We start from the raw sequence: 19,565 nt of genomic DNA, 5'->3' as shown, positions 1-19,565 counted from the left end.
TGTAAATTTTATGAAAGTCTTATTTTATAATCTTCATATCCAAAATTTCTTATAACTTTAAAATTACCTTCTTTAGATTTTATAACTATTGATGGTAATTTTATTCCATTAAAAGTTGTTGTTTTTACCATTGTATAGTGAATCATATCTTCTAAAATAATTTTGTCTCCAACTTTTAACTCTTCATCAAAAGAATAATCCCCAATGATATCACCTGATAAACAAGTGTTTCCACCTAATCTATAAGTATATTTTTTCTCATTTGCAACGCCACTATTTCTTATCATTGCACGATATGGCATTGCTAAAGTATCTGGCATATGTGCTTCTGCACTTGTATCCAAAATTGCTAAATTCATTCCATTTTCTATAATATCAAGAACAGTTGCAACTAAATATCCAGTTTGCCAACCAATAGCCTCACCTGGTTCCATATAAACTTTTAGATGTGGATATCTAGCTTTAAAACTTTTTAAAAGTTTTATTAATCCTTCTACATCATAATCAGCCCTTGTAATATGGTGTCCACCACCAAAATTAACCCATTTTAATTTATCAAAATATTGAGAGAAATTTCTTTCAAAAGCTGTAAGTGCACCTTCAAGCGCATCAACATTTTGTTCACAAAGAGCATGAAAATGAAACCCCTCTAAGTATTCAAGATAAGATTCATCAAAATTTGCTTTTGTAGTTCCCATTCTTGAAAATGGTGCACAGGGATTATATAAATCAACTTCAACACTTGAATATTCAGGATTTAATCTAATTCCTAAAGATACTTTTCCAAAAGCTTTATCTTTAAATCTTTTTAATTGACTAAAAGAGTTAAAAACTAAATGATTTGAAATAGAAATAATTTCATCAATTTCTTCATCTTTAAATCCTGGACTATAAGTATGAACTTCTCCTCCAAACTCTTCTTTTGCCAAAATTGCTTCATGAAGTCCAGAAGCACAACAACCTTTTAAATACTTTTTGCATAAATCAAAAGTTGAGTGCATAGCAAAACCTTTTAATGCTAAAAGTATACTAATATCTGCTTCATCTTGAACTTTTTTTAAAAGCTTTAAGTTTTTTTCTAAAAGTTGTTCTTCACAAACATAAGCAGGACTTGGAAGCTTCTCAAAACTATCTAAAATCTCATATTTTTTATTCATACTATTTTGCATCTAACTCTAAAATTTTCCAAGGAAGACCTTGTGTCATCAACTCATCCATAAATGGTTTTGCATCAAACTCTTCTATATTAAATACTCCTGTATTTTTCCAAATTTCTTTATATAAAAGTTTACTTCCAATCATAGCTGGAACACCTGTTGTATAACTTACAGCTTGTGCTCCCGTTTCTTTAAAACATTCTTGATGGTCACAAACATTGTAAATATAAACTTTTCTTGATTTTCCATCTTTGATACCTTCGATTATACAACCAATATTTGTTTTTCCAACTGTACGTGGACCTAAACTTGCAGGGTCTGGTAATAATGTAGTTAGAAATTCAATGGGAGTAATCATTACACCTTTATGTTCAATTGGTTCAATTCCTAGCATTCCAACATTTTGTAAACAATTCATATGTTGAATATAACTATCTCCAAAAGTCATAAAAAATCTAATTCTTTTTAAACCTCTGATATTTTTTACTAATGATTCTAACTCTTCATGATATAGTAAATATGATGGTTTTATTCCTACTTCTGGATAATCATGATCGACTCTAATTTCTAAAGGAGTTGTTTCAATCCACTCACCATTTTCCCAATATCTACCATTTGCAGATACTTCTCTAAGATTTATTTCTGGATTAAAATTTGTAGCAAATTTATACCCATGGTCACCAGCATTACAATCCATAATGTCTATTGTATGAATTTCATCAAATAAATTTTGTTGAGCATAAGCACAAAATACACCTGTAACACCTGGGTCAAATCCAGAACCTAAAAGAGCCATAACTCCAGCTTCTTTAAATTGATTATCTCTTGCCCATTGTAATTTATATTCAAATTTAGCTTCATCTGGATGTTCATAATTTGCAGTATCTACATAATCAACTTCACATCTCGTACAAGCATCCATAATTGTTAAATCTTGATAAGGTAAAGCTACATTTAATACTAATTTTGGATTTAATTTTTCTATTAATTTTACTAATTCCTCTACACTATCAGCATTAACTGAAGCTACATCTATTTTTACACCTTGATTTTTTAAAATATCCTCAGCAATTGCTTCACATTTTGAAACTGTTCTTGATGCTAAAGTGATTTTTTCAAAAGTGTCAATATTCATTGCACATTTCACAGTGGCAACCCTACTTACACCACCAGCACCAATTATTAAAATACCTTTTTTACTCATATTAAATACTCCAAATATTTTTATGTATTGATTATAACTATTTTATAATAAAAAAATAGTATTTAGTAACCATTTAATTACATATAATTACAAAATTAACATAGTTTTAAATTTATTTATGTAGAATTACGTTTTATATTGGGGATGACTTGGTATCGATTAGAGCAGTGAGTATTAGTTGCATGTCGGCCTGAACATGCCGTTACGCGGTTCATTTTTTTTAGACGCAAACAATACAAATTACGCTCCAGCTTACGCAAAAGCTGCGTAAGTTTAACAACTTACTGACTCGGCCTTTCTGGCCTTGAGTCTTTGGAGACTGGCACTACAGATTCTATCTATGTAGATTATTGCTGGTTCACACTAGATAGATTATCTTTAAAGGATTGATTGAACTTTAGAGAGAAATTTTAGATCTTAGCTTTATAGTTGCTTTTGGAAGTTGAGTTGCTATAGAGTGAAATTTTTCAACTTTGCTAAGCATGTAGACGCTTTTATGAGCTGTTTTAAGACTGCGGTTCGATCCCGCACATCTCCACCAATATACAATCCAAAAAAATCTTACAAAGCCCACAAACCACCCATAAAATAGAACTTCTTATATCTTTTACAAACAATATAGTCTAAACAATAATCATAAAATCTAAAAAGTTTAGGGGTATATTGCTAAAATACATAATATAAATTTAAAATATACCCCTAAAAGGATTTTTATTATGGCAAAAAGTATCCTACCCCTAACTAATACAGAAATAAAAAATGCAAAACCAAAAGAAAAAGATTATAAACTATTTGATGGTGGTGGTCTTTTTTTATTAGTTGCAACATCAGGTGGAAAAAGATGGAGATTAAAATATAGATTCAATAATAAAGAAAAAATAATTGCTTTAGGAACTTATCCAAGTATATCTTTAAAAGATGCAAGAGAAATAAAAGATGAATATAAAACTTTAATTGCAAAAGGCATCGACCCAAACGAACAAAAAAAACAATCTAAAGAAGAAATCAATATATATGAAAAGAAAAAAGAAAATACATTTTATAAAGTTTCTCAAGAATGGTTAGAAAACTATAAAAGTGAAGTAACGGAGAATTATCATATTAAAATAGGTAAAGCATTAGAAAACTATGTTTATTCATTTATAAAAAATAAACCTATTGAAGAAATTACAAGATTAAATATAATAGAAATATTACAAGATTTAAAAAGTAAAAATATTTTAGATACTGCAAAAAGAGTTTATATGCTTTTAAATAAAATATATAAATATGCTGTAACTTTAGAATACATACCTCATAATATAATTGCTGATATTGAACAAAAAATAGTAATAGGAAAAGTTGAGAAGAATCACTACCCTACTTTTACAAAGAAAGAGGATATAAAAGGATTATGACTAGCTATTGATGAATATTCAGGAGACTACACTACAAAAATGGCTTTGAAAATGTTACCTTATGTATTTGTAAGAAGTTTTAATATTCGTCATTGTGAATGGAGTGAAATAGATTTTGAAAATAAGGAGTGGATAATTCCTGCTTCAAAATGAAAACAAAATCAGAATTTATACTTCCACTTTCAAATTATGTAATAGAATTATTAAACGAAGTAAAAAAATTTACTTCTGATAGCAAATATGTATTTGCAAGTTTCAAAGATAAAAATCGTCCAATGAGTGAAAATACTTTAATTTCTGCATTAAGAAGAATGGGTTATACAAAAGAAGAATTTGTACCTCATAGTTTTAGGGCAATGTTCTCAACAATAGCTTATGAAAATATGAATGAACACCAATGTAGTGGAGAAGTGATTGAAGCTTTATTAGCCCACAAAGAAACTAATAAAGTTAAAGAGGCTTATAATAGAGCAACTTACAAACAAGGAATGAGAAAATTAATTGATTGGTATGAAAATTATCTATTTCAAATAATAAATATATTATGATATTATTAAAAAATAATAATAAGGTAATATATGTATTTTGAAAGATATTTATTAAGAACTTTAAACAATAATTTAACAGATGTATTCTCGGGAGATAACATTGATAATAGTCTTTACACTGATAAGATTATTTCGAATAACACAATTGCTATTTATAACCAAGCACCATTAAATTATGATATAGATTATGCTTCATTCCAACATATAATTGCTACATATAGTAAACCTATACTTTTAAATACTATTCAAAATCGTGAATTATATGAATTTCAAATAATTTATGCAAAAACTAATGATAATCAAGCTATTGTCGATGTTACAAACTGGGATCAATTAAGTCAATTAAATAGTTCCGAAGGTCTTGCTTATACATTAAGAGTTTTTTGTATAATTTATGATAATTCTATAAAATTTGCTTTTGAATATCAATATCATGCATTACCGAATGTTATAGTCTATAAATTATTAAAAAATATTGTACAAGAAGCTTTTCTAAATATTGATGTATTAGAGGATATTCATAATTATAATGATTTTGAATTAGTTATGGATTTTAATACTATGGATTATGAAGTATTATTTGATAATGCAACAAAAGGGAAACAACTTATATTACATATGGATGAAAATACAGAAAGAGGCGAAATAATAAATAGCGAAAAAATCTTAATAAGTATTACTGGTCGTACAAGCTTATCTAGTACATTAGCTGTTGCTAGATCAAGATTACAAGGAAGAGGTAGAGCAAGATATGTTATAAAGTGTGAAGATTCAGATGGAAGAATAGCAACTTTACATAATGAAACAGGTATAGAATCTTGGAATCAACCTGCTAGAATTGAAATTGATTTAAGTGATAACTTTCAAAATACATTATTTACATTTTTAAGGAATTAATATGATAAAAACTATATTTATAGATTATATAAATTTCAGAAAACAATTAAATATACATAATTTTTTTTATTATTTCTGGAAAATATTCTATCCATTAGTTTTTTCTTTAATAGTACAAATTATATTTCATTATTGTGTTGTTAAAATTAATCATAAAGATGTTGCCACAGTTTTAGTTTCGACAAATTCAATTATAATTGCTTTTTTGGTACTTTCATTAACAGTATTATTAACACAAGAAATTAAAAATCTACCTAATCAAAATATTAACTATAAAAAATTTTTAATTACAAATGTAGAGATGAGTGTAATTCTTATTTTTGTGTCAATTATTGTTAGTATTTTTTATATGTTATTATCAAGTTCTGAAATCATTACTACAATTGATTCATATTATTGTTTTTTATTAAAGATACTTAGTTTTTTATCTATATTCATTACTATTTTAGTTATTTATCTTTCAATAAATGATATATTATTGTTATCAAGTAAATTAAAATAAATTTTTAGGTTGAGATATTTCATCCTAAAAATTACTAAATCCCTCTAATTTTATCTACATAATCTCTAATATTTTTAACTAGAGGTAAAATTCCTACCTTTTGTAAAAATTCAGCATCTTCTAATCCACCTAAAGCAAGGTTTCTCATTAATCTAGCTTTAGTCATACCCATTTTTTTTGCTAGTTCTTCTACTCTTTCATTTTCTTCTTTTGTAAATCTAACTGTTACTTTTACATCTCTTGGATTTTCTTCTTTTGGTCTTCCTGCTTTATTTTCTAACATAAGTACTCCATTTATAAGTCTAATTTAAGTTAATGTCATATAATATTTGACAGTCATTTATTATATTTATGATGGCGATTTATTTATTTAAGAAAGTCATCTAACAATTTATGTCTATCATTATACAAAAAAAGGAGAAGAAAATGCAACTTACATTAAAAGGAACTATGCTCAACACTTACGAAAGAGTTCCATTTGTAAATAAAGAAACTGGTGAGACAACTCAAAAAACTTTTGGTCTTCAATTATTGGTTGAAGAAAAATTATCAAATGGTGCTACGAAATCAGAACTATATGATGTAAAAATAGATGAAAATTCAAAAGCAAAATATGAGACAAAAAAAGGGCAACAAATTGAAGTAATTTGTAGCATTTATTCTAAGTCTGCTATTTCATTAACAGCAGTTTAATTAAGTTGTCCAAAGGAAAAATTTTACTTGGCGGTTAATCTTCCTTTGAACTAAATAACCTCGCTAAAGGATATCTAAATGGATTATACAAAAGAATATATTAACAGTTGTATTAGTGAAGATAAGAAGATAAAAGTTTGTGTAGTGTCGGAACAAACTTTTTCTTCTTCATCTTCCTTGACTACTTATAAAAAAGTTGTGGACATAAGCAAAAATCATAAGATTTATGGATTAACTCAAAATGATTATGAAGATGTATTAGAGAAAATCAAAAAACAAAATTGTTTTTTAGAATATAACTATATCTATGACAAAATATCAAGAACACAAATTCCATTAAAAAATTTAGTAATTTCTGCAAATCATAATCCAAATAGATATCATGCTTTGATTCAAAATAGAATCAATACTTTAACAAATGAAGCAAAAGAAAATAATCTATTCCCAATCTTTATGACTTTAACACTACCAAGTGAATTTCATAAAATGAAAATAGATAAAAAAACTAAAACTTTAATACCAAATTCAAAATATAATCATGTTACACCCAAAGAAGCTGTAAAACATTTAACAAAAATGTTTTCAAGACTTAGACATGATAGAAGTTTAAAAGAACTATCAAAAGATGAAAGAATATATTTTAGAGTAAATGAGCCACATAAAAATGGAACTCCACATACTCATATATTATTGTTTGTTCCAAAATCAAGTATAAATAGAGTGGTTACTGCATTTAAAAGATTGTTTGATAATAAAACAAATGATATTCAAACAGATATAAAAAATGCTACTTCATATATTATGAAATATATTAATAAAACATTACCTTTATCTAAAAAAGAGAATTTATCAACTAAAGAGAAATATTTAAATGCTTGGTATTGTAAACATAGAATAGTTAGATTTAATTGTAGTAAAACTTTAGCACCATTAAGTTTATATAGACTATTACATGAAAAATTTAATTTAAAAGAATTAACCTCTTTAGTTAAAAAGAAATCTCTTGCTATTTATGTACTGCAAACTAATAGAAATAAGATAATGGAAATATTTTTTGGTGATGAGCTTATTTACCAAAGAAGTGAGAACTATACTTTGAAAAATGGACTTTTAGATTTTTGATACTTTTTTAAAAAGTATAAACAGATTTTATAAGGGATTTTAATCCTTGCCTAAACAGTGGAAAGGAGAAAGAACACATGGGCAATTTTTTGAGAATAAAAGATGTAATGAAAAAAACTGGCATTGCAAAAAGTACAATTTGGTTATGGGTTAGTGAGGGTAAATTTCCTAAGCCTATAAAGTTGAGTCCTAGAATAACTATTTGGGAAGAAGAAAAAATAAGTATTTGGATGAAAGAAAAGGTATAAATATTTTATGATATAATCAAACAGAATAAAAATTTAAAAGGAGATATTTCAATGTCAAAACAGATTAATAGAACAAATATCTTAAATTATTTAAAAGAGCATTATTCTGAATTCAAAAATAAATATAATGTTGAGCAGATAGGACTATTTGGAAGCTATGCAAGAGATGAAGCATCTGAAAATAGCGACATAGATATTTTTGTAAAAATGAAACCATCATTATTTGATATGGTAGCTATTAAAGAAAAAATAGAAAATGATTTAAATAGAAAAGTAGATATTATAAGAGAACATAAGAATATTAAGCCTATATTTCTTAAAATGATTCACAAAGATTTGATTTATGCATAATGAACGAAAAGAGATGATTATTTCTACACTTGAAGATATTAAATACTCTTTAGAACTAATTAGAAAAAGAGCAAAAAATATCAATTCAAGTGATGATTTCTTGGAAGATGAGAATGGGCTTGAAAAACTTGATAGTATTGCTATGAGATTAGTAGCTATTGGAGAAGGATTTAAAAATATCGATAAATTATCAAATAATGAACTTCTAAAAAATTATCCAAATATCCCGTGGAAAAATGTAAAAGGTATCAGAGATATTTTATCTCATCACTATTTTGATTTAGATGCTGAAGTAATTTTTGCTATTTGTAGAAAAGATGTTAATGAATTACTTGAAACTACAATTCAAATAATAAAAGACCTAAATTAATTTTATTTTAGGGGTATATTTAGGGGTACTTTTATATAAATTCCTTACAAAGTACCTATTTAAAAGCTAGTTCAATCCCGCACATCCCACCAAATATACATTGTTTAACAAATTGTAATACATCTATGAGCTATGTTTTAGTTTTGTAAATTAATATATACAAAAAAGATAGCCAAAAGAATTACTCTTAACTATCTTAAAAAAATCAAAAGATTACTTTTTAGTTTCATCATCTTTTTTAGATTTTTTATCTTGTTTTGATTCTTTTTCTTTAGAATCTTTTACTTCTTTTTCATCATTTTTATTTGATGAGCCTTTAGCTTTTACATCATTTTTTACATTGTTAATAATAGAATCTCCAAACCCCTTGATATTTCTCAAATCTTCTGGTGATTTAATACTATTAACCTTCCTATATTCTAGTATTTGTTCAGCTTTTTTCTCACCTATTCCTTTTATCCCCATAAGTTCCTCTTTTGAAGCAGTTTGTAAATTAATTGCAAACAAAAAAGAACTACATAACATCAGTAATACCATAAATTTTTTCATCTTATCTCCTTTAATTTAAATAATGAGAATTATATCGATTAATAATTATAATGTCAATACAATTTTATATCTAATTATATTGATAATAAATCAAAACTTATATTTCAAAGTAGCCATCCAATTTCTTTCATCTCCATAAGAGTAAGTACGAAAACTATTTTTATACTCTTTATTTAAAGAATTATTGATATTTACCAATAAATTTAAGTTTTTATTAAATTCATAATTTGCCATCAAATCTACTACATAATAATCTTTTTGTGTAGCTTCTCCAACCATATCTTCACGACCTATACTAATATAATTATTTTTAACATAATTTTCAGAAGTTTCACTTTGCCATCTTAGACCACCACCTAAAGTTAATTTAGATATAGGTTTATAAGTAGTAAATAAATTTGCAGTTCTTATTGGAGTAAGTGTACTATTTAATCTATTTCCAGCACTATCTTTTAATATTGATGAAGAGAAACCAAATTGAACTTGCCAATTTGGAGTGATTTCTCCTACAATTTCAAACTCCCAACCTCTATTTTTTGTATCATCTTCTGCTTTAGAAGCACAATCACCTGTTGGAGTTCTGTAACAATTACCATTTGAATCTTTATCTGTTACTGCAAGATTGTCTTTTCCTGATTGAAATAGGGCTATACTACTATTTAGTCGTCCATCAAACCACTCACCTTTTAACCCAATTTCATAGTTAAATCCTGTTTCAGGCTCAAGAAACCTACCACTTTTATCTTGTGTACTTTGTGGATTAAAAATCTCTGTATAACTAGCATAAGTTGTAAGATTTTCTGTAATATCATAAGTTAAAGCTAAATATGGTAAAAAATAACCATTTGTTTTACGATGATCTTCATAACCCCAAGAATTTACAAAATCATCTTTCCATTCACTATATCTTCCACCTAGAATTGCTGAAAAATCATCTGTAAAGTTTAATTTAGTTGAGATAAAAGCACCATATTGTCGTACCTTAGATTCAAAACTACCGCTTATTTTTTCACCCCAGATTGGTGTTTTCCACACCATTTTATTATTTATAATTTGTCTATCATTCATATTGCTAACTAAAAGTTCTCTATCAAACCCATCAGATTTACTTTTTGAACCATTAAATCCTAAAACTAATTCATGTGTTTGTCCCCAAAGTTCAAAACCACCATTTAGTTTTAAATCAATTGTATGCCCTTTATTATCAAATTTAGTATTATAAGGTTCATCCCAATCAAAATATTTAGCTTTACCATCACTTTGAAGATAGTTATATGTAGTATCTATCTTCCAATAATCATTTATATGATGAGTTAAAGCTAGAGTTAAATTGTCATTTGTTTGTTCTTCTTTTACCCAATCTGCTACTATCCAAGTATATTTATCATAATTTGTTAGTATTCTATGCCCATTATTCCAGTCAAATCTTGGAGCAAATGATCCATCTGATTGAGCATTATGTTTTCCGTCTGTATGTTCCCACGTCGCTGATAATGTCGTATAATCAGATAAATCAGCTTCTAATACACCATATAAAGTGCTTGTTTGATTTATAAATTCAGGGATATAAAAACCACCTTCTTTATAAGAAGCTATAAATCTTCCACGGATTGAACCATCTTCATTAAATCCACCACCAATATCTACAACTCCTCTATATTTATCCCATCTTCCAGTTTGAGCTTCTAAAGATGCTTGAAAATCTTTTGTTGGTTTCTTTCTCACTAAATTAACACTTCCACTTGGATCACCTGCTCCTGTTAAAAGCCCAGTTGCTCCACGAACTACTGAAACTGAATCATAAATAGCAGTATCAAAACCTCCATTTGTTGTATCATGATTTGTAAAAACAGTCGTTGAGCTTCCATCTACTTGGAAATTTTTGATTTGATAACCACGAGAAAAAATCTTAGTTTCACCTACTCCACCTGTTGATAGTGATTCATCCACTATAACCCCTGTTGTATTCTTAAGAACACTATGTATAGTATTTAGTTGTTGATCTTCCATTCTTTTTGAAGTTATAACTGAAACTGATTGTGGAGTTTCTTTAAGTGATAAGTTCATACCTGTTGCTGAATTATCTTGAGTTCTTGTATAGCTATTTTCTTTATTATCTTTTACAGAAATTTCATCTAAAACCGTAGTATTACCAAAGTTTTTATATTTTGGTTTTTCTATTATGTAAATTATGCTATCTTCTTCGATAGCTTTGAGATTATGTTCTTCTAGTACGCTATTTAGATTACTTAATACCGTACCCCCCCCCGAAACTCACTTTTTCCGAATCTACTATTTTATTCTTCAAATCTTTTGATTTTGAAATATATGTTACATTATATTTCTTTACTATATTCTCTACTGCTTCTTGCAAACTTATCTCTTTTGCATTTAACATTGTTCCACTTAACATCATTGATGTTAATACTGATATGAAAATCTTTCTTTTCATCTTTAATCCTTTGTATTAATTTTGAGAATTTGTTTCTCTATATAGTAAGACGATTTAAATGAAAAAAATGGACAACTTTTAAGAAAGAATTTTAAAATTTGTTAGCTAGAGTTACTTTTAGTAACAAAATTAAGTATATTTGTTGTTAGAATAACATAAAATGGATTTATATAAAATAATAATTTTAAATATAAATCGTAAAAATTTAGCAAAAAAAAAGAGAGTAAAAAATCACTCTCTTTTTAAAAATTTTTATGATGTTTTATTACATCATTCCAGGCATTCCCATTCCGCCCATACCACTCATATCTGGCATAGCAGGAGATTTATCCTCTTTTATATCTGTTACTGTTGCTTCTGTTGTAAGAAGTAAAGAAGCAACCGAAACTGCATTTTGCATAGCAACTCTTTCAACTTTAGCAGGATCTACAATTCCAGCTTCAAACATATCTACATATTCTCCAGTTGCTGCATTGAATCCTAAGTTATCATTTGAAGATTTTTCAACTTCATTTGCAACAACTCCAGCATCAAATCCAGCATTTATAGCAATTTGTTTTAAAGGTGCTTTGATAGCTCTTAAAACAATATCTGCTCCAATTGATTCATCATCTGATAAATCAAGTTTTACTTTCGAAGCTGCTCTTATAAGTGCTGCTCCTCCACCAATTACAATTCCTTCTTCAACTGCAGCTCTAGTTGCACTTAGAGCATCATCAACTCTGTCTTTTTTCTCTTTCATTTCTGTTTCTGTTGCAGCTCCAACTTTAATAACAGCAACTCCACCACTAAGTTTTGCAAGTCTTTCTTGAAGTTTTTCTCTATCATAATCACTTGTTGTATTAGAAATTTCTGCTCTTATTTGATTTACTCTAGCTACAACACCATCTTTATCTCCACTTCCATCAACAATAGTTGTATTATCTTTGTCTATTACAACTTTTGAAGCAGTTCCTAAAATACTCAAATCACTAGTTTCAAGCTTCATTCCTAATTCTTCAGAAACAACTGTTCCACTAGTTAATACTGCTATATCTTCAAGCATAGCTTTTCTTCTATCACCAAATCCTGGAGCTTTAACAGCAGCAATTTGTAATGCTCCTCTTAATCTATTAACTACAAGAGTAGCCAATGCTTCACCATCTACATCTTCAGCAATAATTAAAAGAGGTCTTCCAGTTTTATTTACAGCTTCAAGTATTGGTAACATCTCTTTTAATGAAGATATTTTTTTGTCATATAATAGTATAAATGGATTACTAAACTCTGTTATCATTTTTTCAGGGTTTGTAATAAAATATGGAGATAAATATCCTCTATCAAATTGCATTCCTTCAACAACATCTAGTTCGTCAGAAATTCCTTTTGCTTCTTCAACAGTTATAACACCATCTTTTCCAACTTTTTCCATAGCTTCTGCTATCATTTTTCCAATAGCACTATCTGAATTTGCTGAGATTGTAGCAACTTGTTCAATTTCAGTTTTATTTGCTACAACTTTTGAAGCAATTTTTAGTTCAGCTAAAATAGCTTCACAAGCTTTATCCATTCCTCTTTTTAAAGAGATTGGATTAGCACCTGCTGTTACATTTCTAAGACCTTCTTTAAAAATAGAGTGAGCTAAAACTGTTGCTGTTGTTGTTCCATCTCCAGCTTCATCTGCTGTTTTAGAAGCAACTTCTTTTACAAGTTGTGCACCCATATTTTCTAAAGTATCTTTTAACTCTATTTCTCTAGCAACACTTACACCATCTTTTGTAATTGATGGTGCACCAAAAGATTTTTGTATTAAAACATTTCTTCCTCTTGGTCCCATTGTAACTTTTACAGCATCTGCTAGTTTTTCAACACCTGCATATAATTTATTTCTTGCATTATCACTAAAAAAAATCTCTTTTGCCATATTCATCTTCCTTTTTTATTTCAATTTTATTTTTTATTTTAAACAATTTTATGTAAATGGATAAGTTGCCTTGCAACGTATGTTATTACATAACTCCTATAACATTTTCAATATTTAAAATAAGATACTCTTTTTCTTCAAGTTTAAGTTCAGTTCCTCTATATTGTTCAAAAACAATAACATCACCAACTTTAACATCTTCTACTTTATTACCAATAGCTACAACTTTTGCAGTTTGTGGTTTTTCTTTAGCATTATCTGGAATTATAATTCCACTTGCTGTTTTATTTTCTACTTCTGTTCTTTCAACAAGAACTCTTTCACCTAGTGGTTTAAAATTCATACTGTCTTCCTTTTTTATTATATTTATTTTTTTATTTAGCTTAGAATTTAGCACTTGTAAATTCCAAGTGCCAAATTTTATAAAATTTTTTAAATTTTGTCAATATCTTTGAGTCATTTTAACTAAAGTTTATGTCTATTTATATATTTTAAAAGTAGTTCTTCTAAAGATTCTTTCAAATTATCTTCAAAACTATCCAAAGTTTCTATACATTTTAAAGCCAATTTATCGGCACTTTTTTTAGCTTCATCAAGTCCTAAAAGATTTACAAATGAGTTTTTAAAACTATCATTTTGAGTAGTTTTTCCAGCTTCTTCAGAACTACAAGTTTCATCTATAATGTCATCTTGAATTTGAAATAAAAGACCTAAATCTAAACCAAAATCATAAAGTTTATCTTGTATTTCTTTCTCATATTCACAAATGATTGCTCCCATTTTAAGACTAGCTGCTATAAGCCTTGCTGTTTTATGAATATGTAAGAACTCCAAATCTTCTAAAGATAGTTTTTGCTTTTCAAAATAACAATCTATTGCTTGTCCAATTATCATTCCATCTATTCCACCATTTTGTGACAAAGATTTGATAAGTTCTATTTTTACATCATTGTGAAGAGAAGCATTTGCAATCAATTTAAAAGCTTCCGTATTCAAAGCATCGCCAACCAAAATAGCTGTTACTTCATCATATTTTTTATGTAAAGTTTGAAATCCTCTTCTTAAATCAGAATTATCCATAGCTGGTAAATCATCGTGAATCAAAGAATATGTATGTAGAAATTCAACGCCTAAAGCAACGCTTAGACTATTTTTTACTAAAAGTGATTTTTTAGATTTTACAACACTAAGCAACAACATAGGTCTAAATCTTTTACCTCCAGCTTTTAGCATATCACCCAAAGCTAATTCAAAATATGGATGAATAGTTTTTGATTTTGGAAGATTTGCTAATAAATACTCTTCAAAAGTTTCTAAAAGTTCTTGCATTTTATTTCTGTCCAAAAGAACCAAGATTTCCCATCAAGTTCATAGCCATCATTTTTTTATTCTCTTCACTTTGTTTGATAATATCATTCATACATGAAATTAACAATATTTGTAAAGAGTCTTTATCTTCTAGTAATGAATCATCAATTTTTAAATCAACAACTTCTGAATTCCCATTTACAGAGATTTCAACCATTCCTCCACCAGCTTTTGATGTAAAAATTTTAGAAGCATTTTCACTTTGTGCATTTTGTGCCATATCTTGAAATTTATTTATCATATCACCAAGATTTAAGTTTTTTAAATCAATTCCATCAAACATATTTTCCACCTTCAAGTTTATTTGTAATTAAATCAATATTATTTTTATCATCTACTAAAACAACTGTTGGACTATAGTTTTCAAGTTCTGTTTCATTATATGTTGCATAAGCAATAACGATTATTTTATCGCCAATTTCAACTTTTCTAGCCGCTGCTCCATTTAAACACATATCTTTTGAACCTGCTTTTCCTTTTATGATATAAGTTTGAAATCTCTCACCATTGTTAATATTTACAATATCAACTTTTTGCCCAACCTTCAACTTTGCAGCATTCATTAAATCTTCATCAATCGTAATAGAACCAACATAGTTCAAATTTGCATCTGTAACTGTTGCTCTATGAATTTTGCTGTATAACATCTCAAATGTCATATAAAAAATCCTTAACTTTTTATTTTTTTTTAAAGCTAATATACTATACTAATTTCATATAAAATCATATTAAAAGGATAAAAGATTATGAGAAAAATATTGCTATTTATTTTCTCTTTTTCGCTATTTGTATTTGCAAATAATTTAGAAAAGAACCCTGTTGCTATTTTTGAAACATCAAAAGGTATTATAAAAGTTGAACTTAGACCAAAGATTGCTCCAAAGGCTGTTGAAAATTTTATAACACATTCAAAAAATGGTTATTATGATGGTCAAATTTTTCATAGAGTAATAAAAGGGTTTATGCTTCAAGGTGGTGATCCAACAGGAACTGGAATTGGTGGAGAGTCTATTTGGAATAAAGATTTTGAAGATGAATTTTCTAAAAATGCTCTTTTTGATAAACCATATATTTTAGCAATGGCAAATAAAGGTAAAAATACAAACAATAGCCAATTTTTTATTACAACTGCAGCAACATATTGGTTAAATGGTTATCATACTATTTTTGGATATGTTATTGATGGATTTGATGTTGTAAAAGAGATTGAAAACGTAAAAACAAGTGGGAAATATGGTGGTGATAAACCAATAGAAGATGTAAAAATTATATCTATAAAAATAGAGGATTAAATCAATCCTCTAACTCTTCTTTACAAACAACTTTTTCGATATCCATAAGAACTAGCATTTTGCTATCGTTCAATCTTACATAACCTTTTAGATATTTTGCTGGAATACCTGTACCCATTTCTGCAACAGGTGCTAACATATTTGTATCTATTTTTTGAACATCATCAACTAAATCTACAACTATTCCTATCATTCTTTTATCTTCAGTGATAACTGTTATAATAGAAGTATTTTCATCATATATAGCAGGACCTGTTTTAAATTTAATCCTAATATCTAAAATAGGAACAACCTCACCTCTTGAATTTATAAGACCTTTTACCCATTCAGAAGTGTTTGGCAAAATCGTAATATTATCTGGATATGTTAAAATTTCTTTTATCTTTGGCAACTCAATTGCATACTTCATCTTACCTAATTCAAATGTCATAAATTCTGTTACATTTGGACTAATGTTTTTATTTGAACTATTTTCCATATTATCCCCTCTTTAAATCACAATTAATAAAATTGAACTATTTTACCTTTTGTTTACTTAAATTAGTAATCTTACAATCTGCTATTATATTTACAGTTTGCAGTTCTAAACTATCCCCAATCTTCAAATCTTCTAAAGACACAATTTTATTATCTTTTGAAATTTGTACAAAACCATTTTTTTCTTTTTTTTCTGGATGATTCAATACATAATTTGATTTTAGATTATCTAAACTATTTTGAAAAATCTGAATTTTTTGAGAAAAACTACTATTAAAAGATGATTTGATAAGTTTAATTTGAGAAGAGATAAAACTAAACTTTGACTCAATAGAGTTTTGCTCTAAAAGTTTTTTTGTATTTATTAACTCTTGCTCTTTATTTGAAAAAATCATTTTTAATCTATTTTGAAATTCGCTAACAAAACTATCAAGATATAAAATATGTTCATTCATATCAGGTAGTGCTATCTCCATAGCATTTGATGGAGTTGCAGCTCGAACATCTGCTACAAAATCACTTATCAAATAGTCAATTTCATGTCCAACGGCTGAAATAATTGGTGTTTTTGCTTGAAAAATAGCATCTGCAACAATTTCACTATTAAACGACCATAAATCTTCAATACTTCCACCACCACGACCTACAATCATAATATCGCAGTTTAATTTATCAGCATATTTTATTGAACTAGCTATATCTTCAATACTGCCATTTCCTTGTACCAAAGTTGGAACTAATATGAGTTCACATAAAGCCCATCTCTTACTAGCAACTTTTTTCATATCTTCTATTGCAGCACCTGTAGCACTTGTAACAATTGCTATTTTTTTAGGATATTTTGGAAGAGTTTTTTTGATACTTTGTTCAAAATATCCTTTTGCTTGAAGTTTTATTTTTAGTTGTTCAAAAGCAAAAGCCAAATTTCCAACTCCAGATGGTTCTATTTTTGTACAAAGTAACTGATAATTTCCTCTTGGGACATATACAGTTATGCTTGCTGTTACTTGAACTTTTTGTCCATTTTCAAGTTCAAATTTTAGATATTTTGTATTTCCTTTGAACATAACACAAGATATTGTAGAGTTTTCATCTTTTATAGAAAAATAAATATGTCCTGAACTATGAATTGTAAGATTGGAAATCTCCCCTTCAACACAAATTTGCATAAATGTTGTTTCAAGAAGAGATTTTATTTGAGTATTTAAAGTTGATACGCTAATTGGATTCATTAAACTTTTTTTGCAATTATAAGTGTTGAAATATTCATAGAAAATGCTTTTACATAAACTGGTTCTAAACCAGCATTTTTTAGTTCTTTGCAAAGATTTTCTGTTGTTAAAAACTCATCAATTGAATCTGGTAAATATCTATAAGCTTCTTTGTTTTTTGATATTATTCCACCAACTGTTGGTAAAACTTTATCCATATAAAAAGCTGTTATATGGTCAATTAAGTTCTCTTTTTTATTTTTTGTAAATTCACTAATTACTACTAATCCATCTTTTTTTAAAACTCTTGCGAATTCTATAAATGCTTCTTGTCTTTGTACAACATTTCTAATTCCATAAGAAATAGAGATAATATCTGCGCTTTGGCTATCAATTGGCATAGAAGTTGCAAAAGCTTCTATAAAATCAACTTCTGGAAGTTTTTTCTTACCAACTTCCATCATACCAACACTTGGGTCAACTCCAACAATATTTTTTAAATCAATGTTTTTTTTCTTTGCAACTTCTTTCCAAAAAAGTATCATATCTCCAGTTCCACAAGCAACATCAACTATTTTATCAATACTATGTTTTCCATAAAGTTCAAAAGCTTTTTTACAAGCTTTATCTCTCCAAGATTTATCTATTCCCATTGATAAAACTCTATTTGCAGTGTCATAAGTTGGTGCAATGTTATTGAACATCGATACTATTTTTTCTTGTTTTTCCATTAATATATTTTTCCTATTTTATTTTTATAAAAGATATTTTCCTATTAGAATACCTAAGATTAAACCTAGATTTAAAGAAACTGCAATTTTCATAATTGAAAGTTTTTTATCAGCATAAGGAAGTTTATTTACAATATCATCTTGAAGTTTTAGACTTTCTTCAAAACTATTAGACGCTTTTTCTAAATTATCAATAGACTTTCTAATAGCTATTTCACTAAACTCCATTCTTTCAACAAGCTCTTTTGCTTGTTTGAAACTCATTTCGCTCATTTTTTAATCTCTATCCATTTATCCAAATCACAAAATATTTTGTTTAACGTATTTATTACATAATCTTTTGCTTCTGTTTGTATTCTTCTAAAAAATAGATACTTTCTAGCAGACTCAACATCTCCTAACTCTTTTGCTTCAATAGCTTTTTTAGCAAAATCTGTATTATTATAAGCCATTTCCCAAACAGTACTTCCTAAATATCTACTCATAGTAATTATTTTATCATTTTGAACTGGAAAATATTTTGGTTCTTTTACAAAATCACAAATTACAGAGTTTGAATCAAGATATTTATGACCAAAAAAGTTTATGAATTGTTCACTATAATAATCTTCTTCCATTGATATAGATCTAGTAAGAGCAAAAATTAAATTCTCTTCAGGATTCTTCTCTATTTTTTTAATTTTTTTCATAGTTGCAATAGCATTTTTTCCATCAAGTTCACCATCACCTAGTGGAATAATCCATTTAACATTTCCAAATGAACCAACTTTTTTTATCTCATCTAAAACCAAAGAAGATGTTTTATTCCCACCAACATCAACGATAACTTCGTGATTATCATCCATTAAAATCAATTCATCTAATTCATTTATTCTATTTGTTCCAAGCATTCTTTTATCTACAATTTCAGTTCTTGTAAATGATCTTGAATCGTTATTTTCATCGTCAATTTCAATATAGGTAATTTTTTTACCATGCTTTTTATACAAATATGGTGCAATCACTTGCATAGCGACAGTAGATTTACCAACACCACCTTTTGTTTGAGGAATTATAATCATTAATTCAACCTTTTTTAAGCAAATATTCTTAG

26 protein-coding genes and 1 other RNA gene are annotated in these 19,565 nt (G+C 27.5%); 11 read left to right on the top strand and 16 right to left on the bottom strand.

The features are described from left to right. Positions 1-8 precede the first annotated feature (8 nt). Together nspC and ACNSOS_RS09385 are read right to left on the bottom strand one after the other, a co-directional pair. On the bottom strand, positions 9-1,157 hold the full coding sequence (gene nspC, locus ACNSOS_RS09390; protein WP_418186313.1) for a carboxynorspermidine decarboxylase: 1,149 nt from the start codon (positions 1,155-1,157) through the stop codon (positions 9-11). 1 nt (position 1,158) lies between these two features. Continuing rightward, a complete protein-coding gene (locus ACNSOS_RS09385) occupies positions 1,159-2,361 on the bottom strand; it encodes a saccharopine dehydrogenase C-terminal domain-containing protein (protein WP_418185080.1) in 1,203 nt (400 codons plus the stop codon). Positions 2,362-2,501: 140 nt separating this feature from the next. Here ACNSOS_RS09385 and ssrA point away from each other — a divergent pair. The 5 genes from ssrA to ACNSOS_RS09360 all read left to right on the top strand — a co-directional run bounded on the left by ssrA (position 2,502) and on the right by ACNSOS_RS09360 (position 5,705). After that, positions 2,502-2,902, top strand: a transfer-messenger RNA (tmRNA) gene (gene ssrA, locus ACNSOS_RS09380). A gap of 175 nt (positions 2,903-3,077) precedes the next feature. Then, positions 3,078-3,758, top strand: coding sequence for a tyrosine-type recombinase/integrase (locus ACNSOS_RS09375; protein WP_418185079.1), 681 nt, complete (start codon positions 3,078-3,080; stop codon positions 3,756-3,758). A gap of 149 nt (positions 3,759-3,907) precedes the next feature. After that, positions 3,908-4,306, top strand: a complete 399-nt coding sequence (locus ACNSOS_RS09370) for a tyrosine-type recombinase/integrase (protein ID WP_418185078.1) — start codon at positions 3,908-3,910, stop codon at positions 4,304-4,306. A 30-nt stretch (positions 4,307-4,336) separates the two neighbouring features. Further along, positions 4,337-5,203, top strand: a complete 867-nt coding sequence (locus ACNSOS_RS09365; RefSeq protein WP_418185077.1) for a hypothetical protein — start codon at positions 4,337-4,339, stop codon at positions 5,201-5,203. A gap of 1 nt (position 5,204) precedes the next feature. Beyond that, a complete protein-coding gene (locus ACNSOS_RS09360) occupies positions 5,205-5,705 on the top strand; it encodes a hypothetical protein (protein WP_418185076.1) in 501 nt (166 codons plus the stop codon). Between the two features lie 34 nt (positions 5,706-5,739). Here ACNSOS_RS09360 and ACNSOS_RS09355 read toward each other — a convergent pair whose 3' ends face one another. Beyond that, positions 5,740-5,988 carry a plasmid mobilization protein gene (locus ACNSOS_RS09355; protein ID WP_152060394.1) on the bottom strand — a complete coding sequence of 83 codons (249 nt, stop codon included), beginning with the start codon at positions 5,986-5,988 and terminating at the stop codon, positions 5,740-5,742. Positions 5,989-6,131: 143 nt separating this feature from the next. Here ACNSOS_RS09355 and ACNSOS_RS09350 point away from each other — a divergent pair, with 143 nt between their 5' ends. The 5 genes from ACNSOS_RS09350 to ACNSOS_RS09330 all read left to right on the top strand — a co-directional run bounded on the left by ACNSOS_RS09350 (position 6,132) and on the right by ACNSOS_RS09330 (position 8,489). Further along, on the top strand, positions 6,132-6,398 hold the full coding sequence (locus tag ACNSOS_RS09350; protein ID WP_418185075.1) for a hypothetical protein: 267 nt from the start codon (positions 6,132-6,134) through the stop codon (positions 6,396-6,398). A 78-nt stretch (positions 6,399-6,476) separates the two neighbouring features. Further along, on the top strand, positions 6,477-7,520 hold the full coding sequence (locus tag ACNSOS_RS09345) for a replication endonuclease (protein ID WP_418185074.1): 1,044 nt from the start codon (positions 6,477-6,479) through the stop codon (positions 7,518-7,520). 77 nt (positions 7,521-7,597) lie between these two features. Next, the gene (locus ACNSOS_RS09340; RefSeq protein WP_418185073.1) at positions 7,598-7,768 is read left to right on the top strand and encodes a helix-turn-helix transcriptional regulator; all 171 of its coding nucleotides are present in this window, start codon (positions 7,598-7,600) and stop codon (positions 7,766-7,768) included. A 51-nt stretch (positions 7,769-7,819) separates the two neighbouring features. Further along, positions 7,820-8,119, top strand: coding sequence for a nucleotidyltransferase family protein (locus ACNSOS_RS09335; RefSeq protein ID WP_418185072.1), 300 nt, complete (start codon positions 7,820-7,822; stop codon positions 8,117-8,119). Then, entirely contained in the window at positions 8,112-8,489 is a 378-nt protein-coding gene (locus ACNSOS_RS09330; RefSeq protein WP_418185071.1) for a DUF86 domain-containing protein, read from the top strand. The genes ACNSOS_RS09335 and ACNSOS_RS09330 overlap by 8 nt, the downstream gene beginning before the upstream one ends. Before the next feature lie 213 nt (positions 8,490-8,702). On the opposite strand, the gene ACNSOS_RS09325 is transcribed toward ACNSOS_RS09330, so the two are convergent. From ACNSOS_RS09325 to panD, 8 genes are all read right to left on the bottom strand, one after another. Beyond that, positions 8,703-9,038, bottom strand: coding sequence for a ComEA family DNA-binding protein (locus ACNSOS_RS09325; RefSeq protein ID WP_418185070.1), 336 nt, complete (start codon positions 9,036-9,038; stop codon positions 8,703-8,705). Between the two features lie 90 nt (positions 9,039-9,128). Then, positions 9,129-11,105: a TonB-dependent siderophore receptor gene (locus ACNSOS_RS09320; protein WP_418185069.1), complete on the bottom strand. Its 1,977-nt coding sequence runs from the start codon at positions 11,103-11,105 to the stop codon at positions 9,129-9,131. Between the two features lie 178 nt (positions 11,106-11,283). Further along, positions 11,284-11,490 carry a hypothetical protein gene (locus tag ACNSOS_RS09315; protein ID WP_418185068.1) on the bottom strand — a complete coding sequence of 69 codons (207 nt, stop codon included), beginning with the start codon at positions 11,488-11,490 and terminating at the stop codon, positions 11,284-11,286. A 265-nt stretch (positions 11,491-11,755) separates the two neighbouring features. Then, on the bottom strand, positions 11,756-13,393 hold the full coding sequence (gene groL / locus ACNSOS_RS09310) for a chaperonin GroEL (protein ID WP_418185067.1): 1,638 nt from the start codon (positions 13,391-13,393) through the stop codon (positions 11,756-11,758). 85 nt (positions 13,394-13,478) lie between these two features. Further along, positions 13,479-13,736 carry a co-chaperone GroES gene (gene groES / locus ACNSOS_RS09305; protein WP_113893525.1) on the bottom strand — a complete coding sequence of 86 codons (258 nt, stop codon included), beginning with the start codon at positions 13,734-13,736 and terminating at the stop codon, positions 13,479-13,481. A 122-nt stretch (positions 13,737-13,858) separates the two neighbouring features. Beyond that, a complete protein-coding gene (locus ACNSOS_RS09300) occupies positions 13,859-14,722 on the bottom strand; it encodes a polyprenyl synthetase family protein (RefSeq protein WP_418186312.1) in 864 nt (287 codons plus the stop codon). Between the two features lies 1 nt (position 14,723). Beyond that, on the bottom strand, positions 14,724-15,044 hold the full coding sequence (locus ACNSOS_RS09295; RefSeq protein ID WP_113893521.1) for a YbaB/EbfC family nucleoid-associated protein: 321 nt from the start codon (positions 15,042-15,044) through the stop codon (positions 14,724-14,726). Continuing rightward, positions 15,037-15,420, bottom strand: coding sequence for an aspartate 1-decarboxylase (gene panD, locus ACNSOS_RS09290; protein ID WP_418185066.1), 384 nt, complete (start codon positions 15,418-15,420; stop codon positions 15,037-15,039). Before panD ends, ACNSOS_RS09295 begins: the two co-directional genes overlap by 8 nt. 87 nt (positions 15,421-15,507) lie before the next feature. Between panD and ACNSOS_RS09285 the strand changes: the two genes are divergently transcribed. Then, on the top strand, positions 15,508-16,053 hold the full coding sequence (locus ACNSOS_RS09285) for a peptidylprolyl isomerase (protein WP_113893517.1): 546 nt from the start codon (positions 15,508-15,510) through the stop codon (positions 16,051-16,053). A gap of 1 nt (position 16,054) precedes the next feature. On the opposite strand, the gene ACNSOS_RS09280 is transcribed toward ACNSOS_RS09285, so the two are convergent. From ACNSOS_RS09280 to ACNSOS_RS09260, 5 genes are read right to left on the bottom strand one after another with little or no spacing between them, the layout of a single operon-like run. Then, on the bottom strand, positions 16,055-16,531 hold the full coding sequence (locus tag ACNSOS_RS09280) for a chemotaxis protein CheW (protein ID WP_113893515.1): 477 nt from the start codon (positions 16,529-16,531) through the stop codon (positions 16,055-16,057). A gap of 37 nt (positions 16,532-16,568) precedes the next feature. Next, on the bottom strand, positions 16,569-17,762 hold the full coding sequence (xseA, locus tag ACNSOS_RS09275) for an exodeoxyribonuclease VII large subunit (protein WP_418185065.1): 1,194 nt from the start codon (positions 17,760-17,762) through the stop codon (positions 16,569-16,571). Continuing rightward, entirely contained in the window at positions 17,762-18,472 is a 711-nt protein-coding gene (gene ubiE, locus ACNSOS_RS09270) for a bifunctional demethylmenaquinone methyltransferase/2-methoxy-6-polyprenyl-1,4-benzoquinol methylase UbiE (protein WP_418185064.1), read from the bottom strand. Before ubiE ends, xseA begins: the two co-directional genes overlap by 1 nt. Before the next feature lie 24 nt (positions 18,473-18,496). Beyond that, on the bottom strand, positions 18,497-18,745 hold the full coding sequence (locus ACNSOS_RS09265; RefSeq protein ID WP_113893509.1) for a hypothetical protein: 249 nt from the start codon (positions 18,743-18,745) through the stop codon (positions 18,497-18,499). Further along, positions 18,742-19,533 carry a hypothetical protein gene (locus ACNSOS_RS09260; protein ID WP_113893507.1) on the bottom strand — a complete coding sequence of 264 codons (792 nt, stop codon included), beginning with the start codon at positions 19,531-19,533 and terminating at the stop codon, positions 18,742-18,744. Before ACNSOS_RS09260 ends, ACNSOS_RS09265 begins: the two co-directional genes overlap by 4 nt. Between the last annotated feature and the right edge of the window lie 32 nt (positions 19,534-19,565).

Origin of the sequence: Aliarcobacter vitoriensis (assembly GCF_048320235.1) — a bacterium.
GTDB classification, from domain to species: Bacteria; Campylobacterota; Campylobacteria; order Campylobacterales; family Arcobacteraceae; genus Aliarcobacter; species Aliarcobacter vitoriensis.
Note: the sequence above shows the minus strand (reverse complement) of the source record. Positions and strands in the feature narration are given on the sequence as shown.